The organism is Streptomyces sp. TRM49041 (assembly GCF_008271805.1).
GTDB lineage: Bacteria > Actinomycetota > Actinomycetes > Streptomycetales > Streptomycetaceae > Streptomyces.
In genome coordinates, this window is sequence record NZ_VSRY01000095.1 from 80237 (window position 1) to 94970 (window position 14734).

17 protein-coding genes and 1 pseudogene are annotated in these 14734 nt (G+C 73.3%); 15 read left to right on the top strand and 3 right to left on the bottom strand.

All coding sequences use genetic code 11. The annotated features are described in order from the left end of the window. Positions 1-370: 370 nt before the first annotated feature. The 8 genes and pseudogenes from FVS66_RS09440 to FVS66_RS09470 all read left to right on the top strand — a co-directional run bounded on the left by FVS66_RS09440 (position 371) and on the right by FVS66_RS09470 (position 6035). Positions 371-1183, top strand: a complete 813-nt coding sequence (locus FVS66_RS09440) for a pseudouridine synthase (protein WP_399225202.1) — start codon at positions 371-373, stop codon at positions 1181-1183. Between the two features lie 27 nt (positions 1184-1210). Then, positions 1211-1720 (top strand): gluconokinase, encoded by a 510-nt coding sequence (locus FVS66_RS09445; protein ID WP_149180567.1) that lies wholly within the window; start codon positions 1211-1213, stop codon positions 1718-1720. Positions 1721-1807: 87 nt separating this feature from the next. Then, positions 1808-2227 (top strand): annotated as a pseudogene (locus tag FVS66_RS35805) (ASCH domain-containing protein); the annotation flags it as partial. After that, the gene (locus FVS66_RS35810) at positions 2213-2614 is read left to right on the top strand and encodes a DUF4440 domain-containing protein (RefSeq protein ID WP_399225228.1); all 402 of its coding nucleotides are present in this window, start codon (positions 2213-2215) and stop codon (positions 2612-2614) included. The pseudogene FVS66_RS35805 and the gene FVS66_RS35810, both read left to right, overlap by 15 nt. Before the next feature lie 176 nt (positions 2615-2790). Further along, positions 2791-3213, top strand: coding sequence for a hypothetical protein (locus FVS66_RS09455; RefSeq protein ID WP_149180569.1), 423 nt, complete (start codon positions 2791-2793; stop codon positions 3211-3213). A 31-nt stretch (positions 3214-3244) separates the two neighbouring features. After that, positions 3245-4021: an ATP-binding cassette domain-containing protein gene (locus tag FVS66_RS09460; RefSeq protein WP_262386889.1), complete on the top strand. Its 777-nt coding sequence runs from the start codon at positions 3245-3247 to the stop codon at positions 4019-4021. Continuing rightward, on the top strand, positions 4018-5415 hold the full coding sequence (locus FVS66_RS09465; RefSeq protein ID WP_149180570.1) for a hypothetical protein: 1398 nt from the start codon (positions 4018-4020) through the stop codon (positions 5413-5415). Before FVS66_RS09460 ends, FVS66_RS09465 begins: the two co-directional genes overlap by 4 nt. Beyond that, complete coding sequence (locus FVS66_RS09470) at positions 5412-6035, top strand: hypothetical protein (RefSeq protein WP_149180571.1); 624 nt, start codon at positions 5412-5414, stop codon at positions 6033-6035. The genes FVS66_RS09465 and FVS66_RS09470 overlap by 4 nt, the downstream gene beginning before the upstream one ends. 38 nt (positions 6036-6073) lie before the next feature. Here FVS66_RS09470 and FVS66_RS09475 read toward each other — a convergent pair whose 3' ends face one another. Then, positions 6074-7729, bottom strand: coding sequence for an FAD-binding dehydrogenase (locus FVS66_RS09475; protein WP_149180572.1), 1656 nt, complete (start codon positions 7727-7729; stop codon positions 6074-6076). A gap of 97 nt (positions 7730-7826) precedes the next feature. On the opposite strand from FVS66_RS09475, the gene FVS66_RS09480 reads away from it, so the two are divergent. The 3 genes from FVS66_RS09480 to FVS66_RS09490 are packed head-to-tail and all read left to right on the top strand — an operon-like array spanning position 7827 to position 9073. After that, complete coding sequence (locus tag FVS66_RS09480) at positions 7827-8348, top strand: NUDIX domain-containing protein (protein WP_149180573.1); 522 nt, start codon at positions 7827-7829, stop codon at positions 8346-8348. A 9-nt stretch (positions 8349-8357) separates the two neighbouring features. Further along, the gene (locus FVS66_RS09485; RefSeq protein WP_149180574.1) at positions 8358-8750 is read left to right on the top strand and encodes a DUF202 domain-containing protein; all 393 of its coding nucleotides are present in this window, start codon (positions 8358-8360) and stop codon (positions 8748-8750) included. Next, positions 8747-9073, top strand: a complete 327-nt coding sequence (locus FVS66_RS09490) for a DUF202 domain-containing protein (RefSeq protein WP_149180575.1) — start codon at positions 8747-8749, stop codon at positions 9071-9073. Before FVS66_RS09485 ends, FVS66_RS09490 begins: the two co-directional genes overlap by 4 nt. A 45-nt stretch (positions 9074-9118) precedes the next feature. Here the strand turns inward: FVS66_RS09490 and FVS66_RS09495 are convergent, their stop codons facing one another. Beyond that, positions 9119-10054, bottom strand: a complete 936-nt coding sequence (locus tag FVS66_RS09495) for an NADP-dependent oxidoreductase (RefSeq protein ID WP_149180576.1) — start codon at positions 10052-10054, stop codon at positions 9119-9121. Positions 10055-10138: 84 nt separating this feature from the next. Between FVS66_RS09495 and FVS66_RS09500 the strand changes: the two genes are divergently transcribed. The 4 genes from FVS66_RS09500 to FVS66_RS09515 all read left to right on the top strand — a co-directional run bounded on the left by FVS66_RS09500 (position 10139) and on the right by FVS66_RS09515 (position 14006). Further along, complete coding sequence (locus FVS66_RS09500; protein ID WP_149180577.1) at positions 10139-10435, top strand: hypothetical protein; 297 nt, start codon at positions 10139-10141, stop codon at positions 10433-10435. A gap of 220 nt (positions 10436-10655) precedes the next feature. After that, the gene (locus FVS66_RS09505; protein WP_149180578.1) at positions 10656-11567 is read left to right on the top strand and encodes an MBL fold metallo-hydrolase; all 912 of its coding nucleotides are present in this window, start codon (positions 10656-10658) and stop codon (positions 11565-11567) included. Between the two features lie 196 nt (positions 11568-11763). Further along, positions 11764-12786 (top strand): phosphotransferase family protein, encoded by a 1023-nt coding sequence (locus FVS66_RS09510; protein ID WP_149180579.1) that lies wholly within the window; start codon positions 11764-11766, stop codon positions 12784-12786. Between the two features lie 5 nt (positions 12787-12791). Next, a complete protein-coding gene (locus FVS66_RS09515) occupies positions 12792-14006 on the top strand; it encodes an acyl-CoA dehydrogenase family protein (RefSeq protein WP_149180580.1) in 1215 nt (404 codons plus the stop codon). A gap of 120 nt (positions 14007-14126) precedes the next feature. On the opposite strand, the gene FVS66_RS09520 is transcribed toward FVS66_RS09515, so the two are convergent. Next, positions 14127-14723: a TetR/AcrR family transcriptional regulator gene (locus tag FVS66_RS09520; RefSeq protein ID WP_149180581.1), complete on the bottom strand. Its 597-nt coding sequence runs from the start codon at positions 14721-14723 to the stop codon at positions 14127-14129. Positions 14724-14734 lie beyond the last annotated feature (11 nt).

The following is a 14734-nucleotide window of genomic DNA, read 5'->3' on the forward strand; positions in this document are numbered from 1 at the left end:
CCGTGCCGACGGCGAGGGTGCTGGACGGGGGCACCGTGCCGGTGGCGCAGCCCCGCTGGACGGGGCACCGCGCCGGTTCCTTGTGCCCGCCCTCCCCCAAGCCCTCCCCCAAGCCGTCGGCTCCGCCCGAGCATGGGTACCCCCATCGCCCCATGGAACGCCTGCCCACAGGGAACCGGCGGGCGCGGCCCGCGACGGAACGGCGGGCGGACGGCCCCTGGCGGGAACCGGCGGTTACCGTTGGGGCGTGGGTCGTCGCGGGAAGAAGTCGCCTGGTGGGCCGTTGGCTCAGCGGGATGGGATCGATGCCGTGCGGGTGCGGTTGCCGGATGATCCCGGTGGGGTGTGGGGAACCGTTCGGGATCATCTGGTGGAGCGGTATGCGGGGGCCATCGGGGTCGAGCGGGTGGACGCGATGCTGGCCGAGGGCCTGTTCGTCGGGGTGGACGGCCGGCCGGTCGGGGCCGGGGAGCCCTACACCGCCGGGCGGTGTCTGTGGTTCCACCGGGAGTTCCCGCCCGAGGAGCGGGTGCCGTTCGAGGTGGGCGTCGTCCATCAAGACGAGCGGATCGTCGTCGCAGACAAGCCGCACTTCCTGGCCACCACTCCCCGTGGGCGGCATGTGACCGAGACCGCGCTCGCCCGGTTGCGGCGGGACCTGGGGCTGCCGGAGCTGCAGCCCGCGCACCGCCTGGACCGGCTCACCGCCGGGCTCGTGCTGTTCGTCGTGCGGGCCGAGGACCGGGGCGCGTACCAGACGCTGTTCCGGGACCGGCGGGTGCGCAAGGAGTACGAGGCGGTGGCGCCGTACGATCCCGGGCTCGCGCTGCCGGTGACCGTGCGCAGCCACATCGTGAAGGAGCGCGGGGTCGTCGCCGCGTACGAGGTGCCGGGCGCCGAGCCGAACAGCGAGAGCCGGATCGAGCTGGTGGAGCACGACGGCCGGACCGGGCGGTACCGGCTCGTGCCGGAGACCGGGCGTACCCATCAGTTGCGGGTCCATATGAACCGGGTGGGGATCCCCCTTCTCAACGATCCCCTTTACCCCGTCGTACGGGACGACGGGCCGGACGACCACCAGCGGCCGCTGCAACTGCTCGCGCGTGTGCTGGAGTTCTCCGACCCGTTCACCGGCACGCCCGTGCGGTTCGAGAGCCGGTTGAGGCTCAGCGGCCGCGGGTGACCGCCACAGGACAGCGAGGCACTTCTCATGGAGAATCCCCTGGTCGTCGTGGTGATGGGGGTCGCCGGGAGCGGTAAGACCACCATCGGACGTCTGGTCGCCGAGCGTCTTGGCGTGCCGTACGCGGAGGGCGACGACTTCCACCCCGGGACGAACATCGCCAAGATGTCGGCCGGTGTCCCGCTGGACGACGCGGACCGGTGGCCCTGGCTCGACGCGATCGGGCGGTGGGCCAGGGGCCGCGCGGGGCTCGGCGGGGTGGTGAGCGGTTCGGCGCTGAAGCGGTCGTACCGGGACCGGCTGCGGGCGGCCGCGCCCGGCGTGGTGTTCCTGCATCTGACCGGGGACCGGGCGATGATCGAGGAGCGGATGGCCGCGCGCCGCGATCACTTCATGCCCACGGCGCTGCTCGACTCGCAGTTCGCGACGCTCCAGCCGCTCGGCGACGACGAGGCGGGGGTCGCCGTAGACGTGTCCGGCAGGCCCGAGGAGATCGCCGACCGCGCCGTGTCCGCGCTGTCGTCACCGGCGCCGTAGCCGGGCGGCGGCTGTGGTGACGGGCCCGCGCCGGGCACGCCGGAAATCCGGAGCGCCCGGCACGGCACGTGTGTGACACTCGCGCGCATGACGGACCCCACACAGCTCGCGTCGTACGAACTGGCCTTTCCCGGGCCGCTCCGCGACCGGCTGGTCGCCGCCGTCCTGACCGGGACGAAGACCGCCACGACGAGTCTCCTCGCCGAGTACGAGACCGCGGGTGCGCCACTCCCGGTGCCCGGCGAGCGGTCGGCGCTGATCGATTCGGCGGGGCACGCGGTCGCGGTGGTGGAGGTGACCGGCGTACGGGTGCTGCCGCTCGGCGACGTGGACCTCCGGCACGCGGTCGACGAGGGCGAGGGCCATCGGACGGTGAACGCGTGGCGGGCCGCGCACGAACGGTTCTGGCGCGGCGACGCACTGCGGGACGCGCTCGGCGACGCGGAGTTCACGGTGGACGACACGACCCGGGTGGTGGCGGAGCGATTCCGCGTGGTGGAGGTGCTGGACCCGGTGGCCGCGGCGGTCGCGGGTGAGCTGCGGCTGATGGACCCGGCCGTGCGGGCGTCGCGGGCGGCGGCGGAGCGGCTGCTGGACCCCGGCTTCACGGAGGTCGGCGCGTCGGGGCGACTCTGGACCCGCGACAAGATGCTCGCGGAGCTGCCCGGCATGGACGGCGGTACGGACCGGGGCACGGGCGACGTGACACGCCACCAGTCGGCCGGGATGGCAGGCGTCCTGCTGGCCCCGGACCTGGTCCACCTGACGTACGAGACGGCGGTCTCCGGGCGCCGGGCGCGCCGCAGTTCCCTGTGGCGGCGGGCGGCGGACGGCTCGGGCACGCCGTGGCGGATCTACTACCACCAGGCGACACCCGTTCCGGAGGGGATGTAGCCGCACCCGGTGGGCGGCGACGACGTACGAGTCTGCTTTCAGGCCATCGGCAGGCGACATCCCGCCTTTGCGTCAGATTTGCGACACGTGGTGATCTTCGCCACAGACGAGCACCGAAAGGGCTGCCTAGGCTCCCTGATGACCACTCAACAGGCCCTATTTCAGGGGGAATTCATATGTGGAAGCGCAGCTCCACGAAGGGCAGGACCGCGGTCGTCGCGGCGGCGACCGCGATCGCCGTCGTCGTTCCCGCGTTCAGCGCGGTGGCCGGGGAGATCAACGGCAGCCGACTGCCGTTCTCCATAGCCACCGCCGGCAGCAAGGAGGACGGCGACCGCTGGGCGGGGCCGAGCAGCGGCCGCGCCCGCGCCTGCGGTGACGTGCCCACCAGCGACATCCAGACCTTCAGCGGGTCCGTCTGGCAGGACATCTCCTGGTCGCCGGACAGCAAGAAGGCGTCGGTGTCGAAGAACTACTCTTCGCCGTACGGCTGCGGCTCCTACGCCGGCACCGGCACGAACAAGAAGTACTACACGAAGGCGTCCTGGGCCGGTATCCCCGGCAGCCGCGCCTACGGGTACGTGAACGCGCAGAACTAGCAGCACGATCAGCTGAACTGACAGGAACACCGTGTCCCTTGGCAACGAACGCGCCGCGGTCGGCCCCGAGCCGGTCGCGGCCGTCGAGGCCGTGTCGGTCCGCTACGGGGCGCTCGTCGCGCTGGACGGGGTGTCGCTGACATTCCCGTCCGGCGTGACCGGCCTCCTCGGGCCCAACGGCGCCGGAAAGAGCACCCTGCTCTCCCTCCTCACCACCGCCCAGCCGCCCGCGCAGGGCGCCGTCACCCTCCTCGGCGAGCGGACGGCGGGCCGCGGGACCGTCCGCCGCGTACGGCAGCGCATCGGCGTGCTCCCCCAGTCCTTCGGCTTCTACCCGCGCTTCACCGCCCTGGAGTTCACCGAGTACGCCGCCTGGCTCCGCAAGGTCCCGGCGAAGGAACGGCGGGCGCGGGCCCGGGAGGCGCTCGCCCTCGTCGGCATGGACAAGTACGCGGGCCGGCGCATGGGTGAGCTGTCCGGCGGCATGCTGCGCCGTGTCGGTATCGCGCAGGCCGTCGTCAACCGGCCCGCGCTCGTGCTGCTCGACGAGCCGACCGTCGGCCTCGACCCCGCGCAGCGCGTCGGCTTCCGCGACCTGATCCGGGAGCTCGGCACACGCTCGGCGGTCGTGATGAGCACCCACCTCGCGGAGGACGTCGCCCACACCTGCGACCGGATCGCCGTACTCCTCGAAGGGCGCGTCCGCTTCACCGGGACCGTCGACGAGCTGTGCGCGCTGCCCGGCGACGGCGGGACGGTCGAGAGTGGCTACCTGCATGTGGTCGGGCCGGAAGGGGCCGCGCTGTGATCCGCGTGCTGTGGACCGAGATGCGGCGCGGCGAGTCCAGGTGGGTCGCCGCCGTCATCGCGGCTGTGGGCCTGTGGCACTTCGCCGGTGACGACGCGGCGACCAGCGACTGGGTCGGGTGGTGGGCGCAGACCGCCGTCGAGGTGCAGGTCTTCGCCGTGATGGTGATGGGCCCCATGACGGCTGCCGCCGCCGCGTGGACCGCGGGCCGTGTGCACCGGTTCCGTACGGTCGCCTGGGCGGAGGCCACCGCGCGCGGCGCCTGGAGCCAGGCGGTGGTGGTGTGGGCTTCGGCCATGGCGTGGACCGTGGCGGCGTACGCCCTCCTCGTCGCGGTCGCGTTCGGCCGGACCGCGGAGGTCAGCGCCGTCACGGCACCCGTCTGGACGCCGCTGCTGCTCGGAGCGTCCGTCGTCGGGCTGCAGGCCGCCGTCGGGGTCGCCGTCGGCAGCCTCGTACCGTCCCGGATCGTGGCGCCGCTGGTCGGTATCGGCTGGTACGGATGCCTGGTCGCCCTCGCGCTGACCGGCGCGGACGGTACCGGCTTCCCGTCCGCCCTCCTGCCCGCGATCGACGAGCACTGGGACATGTCCTTCCAGCCGCGTGCCGAACGGCTCCTGACGGCGACGGCGTGGTGCCTGTCGGCCGGGCTGTCGGTGCTGGCGCTGCCGGGGCTGCTGCGGAGGCGGGCGACGCGTCCGCGGGTGGCCCTGCTCCTCGCTCCGGTGCTGGTGGCGGCCGTGTCGGCCGGTCTGCTGCTCACGTACCGGCCCGCCGAGCCGGAGCTGGCCTGGGCGGTGCGCACTCCGCAGCCCGAGCGGCCGGTGTGTACGACGTCGGGCCGTACGACCGCGTGTCTGTGGCCCGAGGACCGGCATCTGCTGCCGGTCGCGCGGGGCGCGGCGAAGGCGGTCGACGCGGCGCTGGGGTCGGTGCCGGGCCTCAACCGCACGTTCTACGAGCGCGGGCTGCGGCCCGAGGACCCGGCGACGACGGGTGAGCTGCCCGTGATGTCGGCGGGGACGGGGCAGCAGGACATGACCGAGCAGATGATGTCGGCGTCGCTGCCGCTGCCGCCGTCCGGGTGCGATGTGCCGTTGATGAAGCAGGCCGGGGGCTACCCGGGCACCTTCTTCTTCGAGGCGGTCGTCCGCGGCCGCGCGGGGGCGCCCGCGCCGTACTGGGGTGATGAGTTCGACGCGGCGCTGGGGCGGTTCTCGGCGACGCCCCGGGCGACGCAGGACGGCTGGATCGAGACCGCGGCGGAGGCCATCCGGGCCTGCCGGCCGATGCCGCTGCTGCCGCAGGCCGCCGCGGCGCGGCAGGACGCGGAGGCGCCGCACGGGACGGCGGCCGGGTCGGCGGACGGGACGGCGGACGGGTCGGCGCCGTGACGGCCGGCGTGCTCGTCCCGTACTGCCGTAGCCGGAATGTGCCGCGTGCCGCGCTGATCTCGCTGGCGGTGGCCGTGGCGGCAGCGGTGTACGCGGGGAGCCAGGTGCCGCTGCCTCAGCTGCGGTACCTGGCGGACTACAGCGTTCCGCTGGCGGCGGTCGTGCCGGTCGTGCACGCGGTCGTCCTGGCCACGACGCTGTACTCGCCGATGGCGGACCTGGAGAGTACGGCGGCCCGGCCGATGCGGCTGATCCGTGCCGCCCACATGGCCGTGACACTGCTGTACGCGGCTGTGCTGGCCGCCCTGCCGCTGGTCGCGGGCGCCTCCCTGGACATGACGTCGGCGGCCGTCCGCAACGTCGCCGGCTATCTGGGCCTCGCCATGATCAGCGCACGGCTGTTCGGGAGCGGCCTGGCCTGGCTGCTGCCGCTGGCGATGTTCGGCCCCACCCTGCTGCTGGGGGTCCGCTGGGACAGCACCCCCGAGCCCTGGGCGTGGTCCATCCACGGCCCGGCCAGCGGGTCGGCCGCCGTGACCGCCGCGGTGCTGTGCGCGGCGGGCCTGGTGGCGGCGGCCACGGCGGCCCCACGCCGCGGCGAACGCGCGGAGCGCGCCTGAGCGGTGCGGGGTCGGCGCGGGGCGGTGCGGGGTGGCCGTTATGCGACCGCCTTCGCCGCCTCGCGGCCCGCCGCGCGGCCCGAGAAGAGGCAGCCGCCCAGGAACGTGCCCTCCAGTGCGCGGTAGCCGTGGACGCCGCCGCCGCCGAAGCCCGCGGCTTCGCCTGCCGCGTAGACGCCGGGGAGGGGGTCGCCGCCGGCGGTCAGGACGCGGGACGACAGGTCGGTCTCCAGGCCGCCGAGCGACTTGCGGGTGAGGATGTTGAGGCGTACGGCGATAAGCGGTCCCGCCTTAGGGTCGAGGATGCGGTGCGGGGCCGCCGTACGGATCAGGCGGTCGCCCAGGTACTTGCGGGCGCCGCGGACGGCCGTCACCTGGAGGTCCTTGGTGAACGGGTTGGCCATCTCGCGGTCGCGGGCGACGATCTCGCGGCGCAGCGCGGCCTCGTCGATCAGCGGCTCGTCGGTCAGCGCGTTCATACCGCGGACCAGCGCGGACAGGTCCCGTTCGACGACGAAGTCGACGCCCTTGTCCATGAACGCCTTCACGGGGGCCGGGACGTCGGTGCGGGCGCGGCCGAGGACGTCGCGGACCGACTTGCCGGTCAGGTCCGGGTTCTGTTCCGAGCCGCTGAGCGCGAACTCCTTGCCGATGATCTTCTGGTCGAGGATGAACCAGGTGTGGTCGTGGCCGGACCTCATGATGTGTTCGAGCGTGCCGAGCGTGTCGAAACCGGGGAAGAGCGGGACGGGGAGGCGGCGGCCGCGGGCGTCCAGCCAGAGGGACGACGGGCCGGGGAGGATGCGGATGCCGTGGCGGGCCCAGATGGGGTTCCAGTTCTCGACGCCCTCGGTGTAGTGCCACATACGGTCGCGGTTGATGAGGTGGGCGCCGGCCGATTCGGCGATGCCGAGCATCAGTCCGTCCACATGGGCGGGAACGCCCGAGAGCATGCGCTTCGGCGGGGTGCCGAGCCGCTCCGGCCACTGAGCGCGGACGAGGTCGTGGTTGCCGCCGATGCCGCCGGAGGTCACGATCACCGCCTGGGCGCGGTACTCGAACGCCCCGGCGACCTCCCGGCCGCTCGCCACGCCCCGCTCGGCGTCGGACGGCTCCAGGATCTCGCCGCTCACGGTGTCGACGAGGCCGCCGGTCCGGCCGAGACCGGTGACGCGGTGCCGGAACCTGGTCTGTACGAGCCCCCTCGCCACGCCCGCCCGGACGCGGCGCTCGAAGGGGGCGACGAGGCCCGGGCCCGTACCCCAGGTGATGTGGAAGCGCGGGACGGAGTTGCCGTGGCCCGTGGCGCCGTAGCCGCCGCGCTCCGCCCAGCCGACGACGGGGAAGAAGCGGACGCCCTGCCGGTGCAGCCAGGAGCGCTTCTCGCCGGACGCGAAGTCGACATACGCCTCGGCCCAGCGGCGCGGCCAGTGGTCCTCGGGCCGGTCGAAGCCGGCCGTGCCGAACCAGTCCTGGAGGGCCAGGTCGTGACTGTCCCGCACACGCATCCTGCGCTGTTCGGGCGAGTCGACGAGGAAGAGCCCGCCGAAGGACCAGTGGGCCTGGCCGCCGATGGACCGCTCCGGTTCCTGGTCGAGGAGAATCACGCTCCGCCCGGCGTCGACGAGCTCGGCGGTGGCGACCAGACCGGCGAGTCCCGCACCGATCACGATCACATCAGCGTCGTACGCCATGGGGTTCCGTCCTTCCGGGGATGCTCGGAGTGGTCCGATCTTCTGTACGCGGCAGTAACCACGTCAACCTCCCGGAACGCATGGAAGGGACTTGTCCATGAGCACATCCCCCGCCGAGGAACTCCTGGACGTCGTCGACGAGCACGACGAAGTGGCCGGACAACTGCCGCGCGGCGAGGTGTACGCACGCGGTCTGCGCCACCGCTGCGTGTTCGTCCTGGTGCGCGACGCCGACGACCGGATCTTCGTGCACCGCCGCACCGCGGCGAAGCTGGTCTTCCCGTCGCTGTACGACATGTTCGTGGGCGGCGTCGTCGGCGCGGGCGAGACGTACGACGCCGCGGCCCTGCGCGAGGCGGAGGAGGAACTCGGCGTGCGGGGCCTGCCGCGCCCGGTGCCGGTCCTGAAGTTCCTGTACGACGACGGCCCCGGCGGCCGCGGCTCCTGGTGGTCCCGGGTCTACGAGGTCCGCTGCACCCTCCCGGTCGCCCCGCAGCGGGAGGAGGTCGCCTGGCACTCCTTCGTCCCGGAGTGCGACCTGGCGGCGCTGCTCAGGGAACGGGAGTGGGTCCCGGACGGCCTGGCGGCGTGGGAGCGGCTGCGGATGGCGCGCGGTTAGGGTGCTCGGGTGGGTGACTTCGGGCGGAGTGTGCGGTTGTGGTTCTCGCCGCAGCGGGTTCGCGAGGAGGGCGAGACGCCCGACTACCGGTTCTCGCTCGCCAATGAGCGGACGTTTCTCGCATGGCTGCGGACCGGTCTCGCGCTGGTGGGCGGCGGGTTCGCCGTGGACCAGTTCCTGCCGGATCTGCGGTGGGGGGTGCGGGTCGGGATGGCACTCGCGCTGCTCGGGGCCGGGGCGCTGTGCGCGGTGCGGGCGGTGAACCACTGGGTGCGGTGCGAGCGGGCGATGCGGCGCGGTGACGACCTGCCGGTCAGCCGGTTCCCGGCGCTGCTGGGCCTGGCGGTGGGGCTGGTGGCCGTCGCCATGGTGCTGGTCGTGCTGTTCGGGTGGACGGGGTGACGGACGGCCCTCGCGACCCGGGCCTGCAGCCGGAACGGACGCGGCTGGCGTGGCGGCGTACGACGCTGTCGTGCACCGTCGCCGCCGTGCTCGCCGCGCGGCAGGCGGTGGACGGCGGCGGGGGCGAGGGCGAGGTGTCGGCGGCCGGAGTGCTGGGGGCGGCGCTGTCACTGCTGGTGTGGGTGGCGTTCCTGACGGTGGCCCAGCGGAGGATCCGGGGGCTGGAGCGTGGGCGGCCGCAGGCGCTGACCGTACGGGGCGCGGTCGCGGCCGCGGTGTGTACCGTCGCGCTGGCGGCGTTCGCCGTGGGGGTGGTGATGTGAGGGCGCCCGGTACGGGTTCAGTCCGCCCGGATCAGTCCGCCCGGATCAGTCCGCCCGGTCGACCGTGACGACCACCTTGCCCTGAAGGCCGCCCGCCATCGCCGCGCGCTGCGCCTCCGCGGCCTCCTCCAGCGGGTACGTGCGGGCCACCTTCACCGTCAGCACGCCCTGCTCGACGAGGTCGGCCAGCGCCGCCAGGTCGTCCGCGTCGGGGCGTACGAAGAGGTACCGGCCGCCCAGGCCGACGACCTCGCCGTCCGCGATGGACGCGAGACGGCCCTCCGGGGCCAGCAGGTTCGCCGAGGTCTTCAGGGCGTGGCCGCCCAGCGTGTCCAGCACCGCGTCGACCCCGTGCCGGGCCAGGGCGCGCACCCGGCGCGTGAACCCGTCGCCGTACACCACGGGCTCCGCGCCCAGCTCCCGTGCGCGGTCGACGCCCGTCTCGCGGACCCCGCCGATCACGCGTGCGCCCAGGTGGCGGGCGATCTGCACCGCCATCGCGCCGACGCCGCCCGCCGCGGCGTGCACCAGCAGTGTCTCGCCGTCCCGGAGACGCAGCGCACGGTGCAGCACCTGGTAGGCGGTGAGGCCCACCAGAGGCAGGGCCGCCGACTCCTCGAAGCCCAGGTTGCGGGGCTTGCAGGCCAGCGTGCGGACGGGTGCGGCGACGTACTCGGCGAAGGTGCCGTGGCACAGGACGTCCTCGCGTACGTACCCCATGACCTCGTCGCCCACCCCGAACTCCGGGACGGACGCCCCGGGCTGGACCACCACACCGGAGACGTCCCAGCCCGGTACGACCGGGAAGACCGCGTCCAGGACGGTGTCCAGGTAGCCGGCCTGGCACTTCCAGTCGACCGGGTTCACGGCCGCCGCGCGCACCTCGACCAGCACCTTGTCGGGGCCCACCTTCGGGTCCGGGCGCTCGCCGAACTCCAGGGCCTCGGGGCCGCCGTAGTGGCTGTAGCTGATCGCCTTCATGCGACGACCCTCCATCAAGGTGATCAATCAGGCAAACAGGGATAACCTGGGAGTGTTAGCGGCCCTCCACACAGAGGCTCTGCCATGACGGCCCTGCATCAGGAACACCCCGCACACGCGCACGTCCACGGCCCGGCCTGCGGCCACCCGTCCGTGGTCCACGGGGACCACGTCGACTACGCCCACGACGGGCATCTGCACCGGGAGCACTCCGGGCACTGGGACGAGTGCGAGCCGGGCGAGCACATCGCCCACAGCGGCCACGCGCATGAGCACAGCGACAGCTGCGGGCACCCGGCCGTGGCGCACGGCGACCACGTCGACTACCTGCACGACGGGCACCGGCACGCGGCGCACGAGGGACACTGGGACGACCACTGACCGTCCCGTCGACCCCTGTCGACCCCTGTCGACCCCCTTCGATCCGCCGTCGACCCCCTTCGATCCGCCGTCGACCTCGCGCCGACCTCCCGTCGGCGCTCCGGCGGCCTACCGCCGACGTTCCGTCACCCCCCTCCGGGGTGAACCCCGCCGTCTCCCCCGTCGGCGCCGACTGGCAGGCTCTGCCTGTCCAGTTCGGCCACGACTCGGGGGGACACCGGTGCCCGCTACCGACCCGTACACCGTCCAGCTCACACCTGATGTGCACGCCTACGTCCAGCCGGACGGCGGGTGGTGCCTGAACAACGCCGGGTTCGTCAGCGACGGAACCGACACCGTCCTGATCGACACCACCGCGACCGAGCGGCGGGCACGGAGCCTGCGCGACGCGCTGCTCGCGACGGGCGCCCCGGCGCCCCGGACGATCGTGAACACGCACCACCACGGCGACCACACATACGGCAACTCCGTGTTCCTGCCGGAGGCCACGGTGGTCGGACACGAGGCGTGCCGGCGGGAGGTGCTCGCGGCGGGGCGTCAGCTGCACCTGATCTGGCCCCGGACCGACTTCGGGGACATCCAGGTCACGGCGCCCTCGGTGACGTACAGCGACCGGATGACTCTGCACGCCGGCGGTACGGAGGTGCGGCTGATCCACCCGGGGGCCGCGCACACGGTGGGCGACACGATCGTGCACCTGCCGGAGCGGGGGGTCGTCTTCACCGGGGACCTGATCTTCCACGGGGGGACGCCGTTCCTCGCGACGGGCTCGCTGGGCGGGTCGCTCCGGGCACTGGAGGTGCTGCGCTCGCTGGACGCGGAGACGGTAGTGCCGGGGCACGGGCCGATCGCGGATCCGTCGGTGTACGACGCGACGGAGGCGTACCTGCGGTACGTGGCCGAGCTCGCGGAGGCGGGCCGCACCAAGGGGCTCACCCCCCTGGAGGTGGCCCGGACGGCGGACCTGGGCGAGTTCGGCGAGCTGCGCGAGAGCGAGCGCCTGGTCGCCAACATCCACCGCGCCTACGCCGAACTGAACGGCCTCCCTGAGGGCTCGCCGCTGGACGTGGCGGCGGTCTTCGGCGACATGGCCGCGATGAACGGCGGCATGCCGGTGGCCTGCCACGCCTGACCGCCGCGCCCGACCGGGCGCCTGACCGGGCACCCGACCGGCGCGTATGACCCGGGCGCCGGGCCGCCGCACCCGGCCGGGCGCCCGCTGAAGACCTGCACGTGGCGGGTTTCTCACGGGGCGGGGTGGACGACATACCGACTGGTCGGTCATGATGCCCGGGTACTCGTTCCCGCCCCCCCCGGAGGTGCGCACCATGAGCTCTGCCCCGCCGCCAGGCCTCGACCCCGAGCGGTTGCGCGGCCTACTGGACCGCGAACGGCCCGGGCTGGTGAACGGGCCGCTCAGTGGTCGGCTGATCGAGGGCGGCCGCTCCAACCTGACGTACATCGTCACGGACGGCACCCGCCGGTGGGTCGTCCGGCGCCCGCCGCTCGGCCACGTCCTGGCCACCGCGCACGACATGAAGCGCGAGCACCGGGTCATCAGCGCCCTGCACCCGACCGCCGTCCCGGTGCCCGAGCCGGTGCTGCTGTGCGAGGACGACTCCGTGCTGGGTGCGCCGTTCTACGTCATGGAGTTCGTGCCCGGGACCCCGTACCGCACCGCCGAGCAGCTCGCCCCGCTGGGCCCCGGGCGCACCCGGAGTGCCGTACTCGGCCTGGTCGACACACTGGTCGAGCTGCACGCGGTGGACCCGGAGGCCGTCGGCCTCGGCGACTTCGGACGGCCCGCCGGCTTCCTGGACCGGCAGCTGCGCCGCTGGGGCAAGCAACTGGCCGCCTCCCGGGGGCGTGAACTCGCCGGGATCGACGAGCTGCACGCCGCGCTCGGGCGGGAGCTGCCCACCTCCCCCGCCGCGACCGTCGTGCACGGGGACTTCCGGCTCGACAACGTCCTCATCGGGGACGACGACCGGATCACCGCCGTCCTCGACTGGGAGATGTCCACCCTCGGCGACCCCCTCACCGACCTCGGGCTGCTCGTCATGTACGGCACCCCGCTCGATGTGCCGGGCTCCGTCATCAGTACGACGGCCACGGCCGCCGGCCATCCCGATCCCCGTGAGCTGGTCGAGCGGTACGCCGCCCGCTCGGGGCGGGACGTCTCCTCACTCGCCTGGTACACGGCGTTCGCCTGGTTCAAGCTCGCCGTCATCCTCGAGGGCATCCACTACCGCTACACGCTGGGCCAGACCGTCGGCGCCGGCTTCGACCGGATCGGCGAGCTGGTCCCGGTCTTCATCGAGCACGGCCTCAACACCCTCCAGGAAGGCTGACATCCATGGACTTCGCGATGGACGCGCGCACCGAGGAGCTGCGGGCCCGGCTGCTCGCCTTCATGGACGAGCACGTGTACCCGGCCGAGCCGGTCGCCGAGGACCAGCGGGCGAAGCTCGCCTCCCCGTGGGACGTGCCGCCGGTGGTGGAGGAGCTGAAGGCGGAGGCGCGGCGGCAGGGACTGTGGAACCTCTTCCTGCCGGACGAGGAGTACGGCGCCGGTCTCACCAACCTCCAGTACGCGCCGCTCGCCGAGATCACCGGCCGGTCGCCGCACCTGGCGCCGACCGCGCTGAACTGCGCGGCCCCGGACACGGGGAACATGGAGGTGCTGACCGCGTTCGGCAGCGACGAGCAGAAGAAGCGGTGGCTGGAGCCGCTGCTCGCCGGGGAGATCCGGTCCGCGTTCGCGATGACCGAGCCGGAGGTCGCCTCGGCCGACGCGACGAACATCGAGACCCGTATCGAGCGGGACGGTGACGAGTATGTGATCACCGGCCGGAAGTGGTACATCTCCGGGGCCATGCACCCCGACTGCCGGATCTTCATCGTGATGGGGAAGACCGACCCGGACGGTGCCGACATCCGGCGTCAGCAGTCCATGGTGCTCGTGCCCCGCGACACCCCGGGCGTCGAGGTCCGGCGCGCGATGCGGGTGTACGGGTACGAGGACCACTCCCACGGCGGCCACGCCGAGGTGGTGTTCGACGGCGCCCGGGTGCCCGTCGGCAACCTCGTCGGCGAGGAGGGCGGCGGCTTCGCCATCGCTCAGGCGCGGCTGGGGCCCGGGCGGATCCACCACTGCATGCGGCTCATCGGCATGGCCGAGCGGGCCATCGAGCTGATGTGCCGCCGGGCCGTGTCCCGTACGGCCTTCGGGAAGCCGCTGGCCGCGCAGGGGCAGGTCCAGGCGTCCATCGCGGATGCCCGGGTGGCCGTGGAGCAGCTGCGGCTGCTGGTCCTGAAGACCGCCTGGCTGATGGACACGGTCGGCAACAGGGGCGCCCACACCGAGATCCAGGCCATCAAGATCGCCACGCCGCGCACGGTGGTGGACATCCTCGACCGGGCGGTGCAGCTGCACGGCGCGGGCGGGGTGAGCCAGGACTTCCCGCTGGCCGACCTGTGGGCGGCGGCGCGGACGCTGCGGATCGCGGACGGGCCGGACGAGGTGCACCAGCGGTCACTCGCCCGGCGCGAGCTGAAGCGGTACGCCTGACAGGGCGCCGACAGACCCCGGAGGGCAGGGGTGCCCCTACGGGCACAAAGGGCCCGCGGCGGGAAGCCGGCCGGAAGGCCGTCGACCCGCCGCGGGCCCTTTCGGTGTGCGGGGAGAGCGCTACGCGCGCAGCGCCCGCAGCAGGAGGTCGGCCAGGTGGTCGGCGACCTCCTGCGGGCTGAGCGGGCCCTCGGGGCGGTACCAGGTCGACAGATGGTGCACCGAGCCGAAGTGGTAGTCGACCACGAGGTCGGCGGGGGTCGCCGTGGAGAAGACACCGGCGCGCTGGCCCTCCTCGATGAGGGCGCGGAACCGCTCGTGGTAGCGGCGGCGCTCGGCGCGTACCTGCTTGTTCTTCTCCGGGCTCAGATGGTGCATGGAACGGAAGAAGATGGACGCGTCGTCGAGGTTCTCGATGGTGGTGACCACGACGTCGGCTGCGGCGTCGCGCAGCCGCTGCTCGATGGGGGCGTCGGCGCCCGCGAAGGCGTCGAGCCGCTCCTGCTGGAGGCGGAGCACACGCGCGTACACCTCGTGGAGCAGGTCTTCCTTGGAGCCGAAGTAGTGGTAGAGGGCACCCTTGGTGACGCCGGCCGCCTCGACGATCTCCTGCACGGAGGTGCGGTCGTAGCCCTGTTCGGCGAAGAGGCGGGTGGCGGCGGCCAGCAGCCTGCTCGGGACAGGTGTGGCGCCGCCCCCGTCCGTCGTCCTGCCCATGTGCCGCCACC

What these genes read in the sequence shown, in the direction of transcription:
- FVS66_RS09480 (WP_149180573.1), top strand. Translation starts at nt 7,827, where the DNA reads ATGAGCACATCCCCCGCCGAGGAACTCCTGGACGTCGTCGACGAGCAC.
- FVS66_RS09500 (WP_149180577.1), top strand. Translation starts at nt 10,139, where the DNA reads ATGACGGCCCTGCATCAGGAACACCCCGCACACGCGCACGTCCACGGC.
- FVS66_RS09510 (WP_149180579.1), top strand. Translation starts at nt 11,764, where the DNA reads ATGAGCTCTGCCCCGCCGCCAGGCCTCGACCCCGAGCGGTTGCGCGGC.
- FVS66_RS09515 (WP_149180580.1), top strand. Translation starts at nt 12,792, where the DNA reads ATGGACTTCGCGATGGACGCGCGCACCGAGGAGCTGCGGGCCCGGCTG.
- FVS66_RS09475 (WP_149180572.1), bottom strand. Translation starts at nt 7,729, where the DNA reads ATGGCGTACGACGCTGATGTGATCGTGATCGGTGCGGGACTCGCCGGT.
- FVS66_RS09445 (WP_149180567.1), top strand. Translation starts at nt 1,211, where the DNA reads ATGGAGAATCCCCTGGTCGTCGTGGTGATGGGGGTCGCCGGGAGCGGT.
- FVS66_RS09455 (WP_149180569.1), top strand. Translation starts at nt 2,791, where the DNA reads ATGTGGAAGCGCAGCTCCACGAAGGGCAGGACCGCGGTCGTCGCGGCG.
- FVS66_RS09495 (WP_149180576.1), bottom strand. Translation starts at nt 10,054, where the DNA reads ATGAAGGCGATCAGCTACAGCCACTACGGCGGCCCCGAGGCCCTGGAG.
- FVS66_RS09520 (WP_149180581.1), bottom strand. Translation starts at nt 14,723, where the DNA reads ATGGGCAGGACGACGGACGGGGGCGGCGCCACACCTGTCCCGAGCAGG.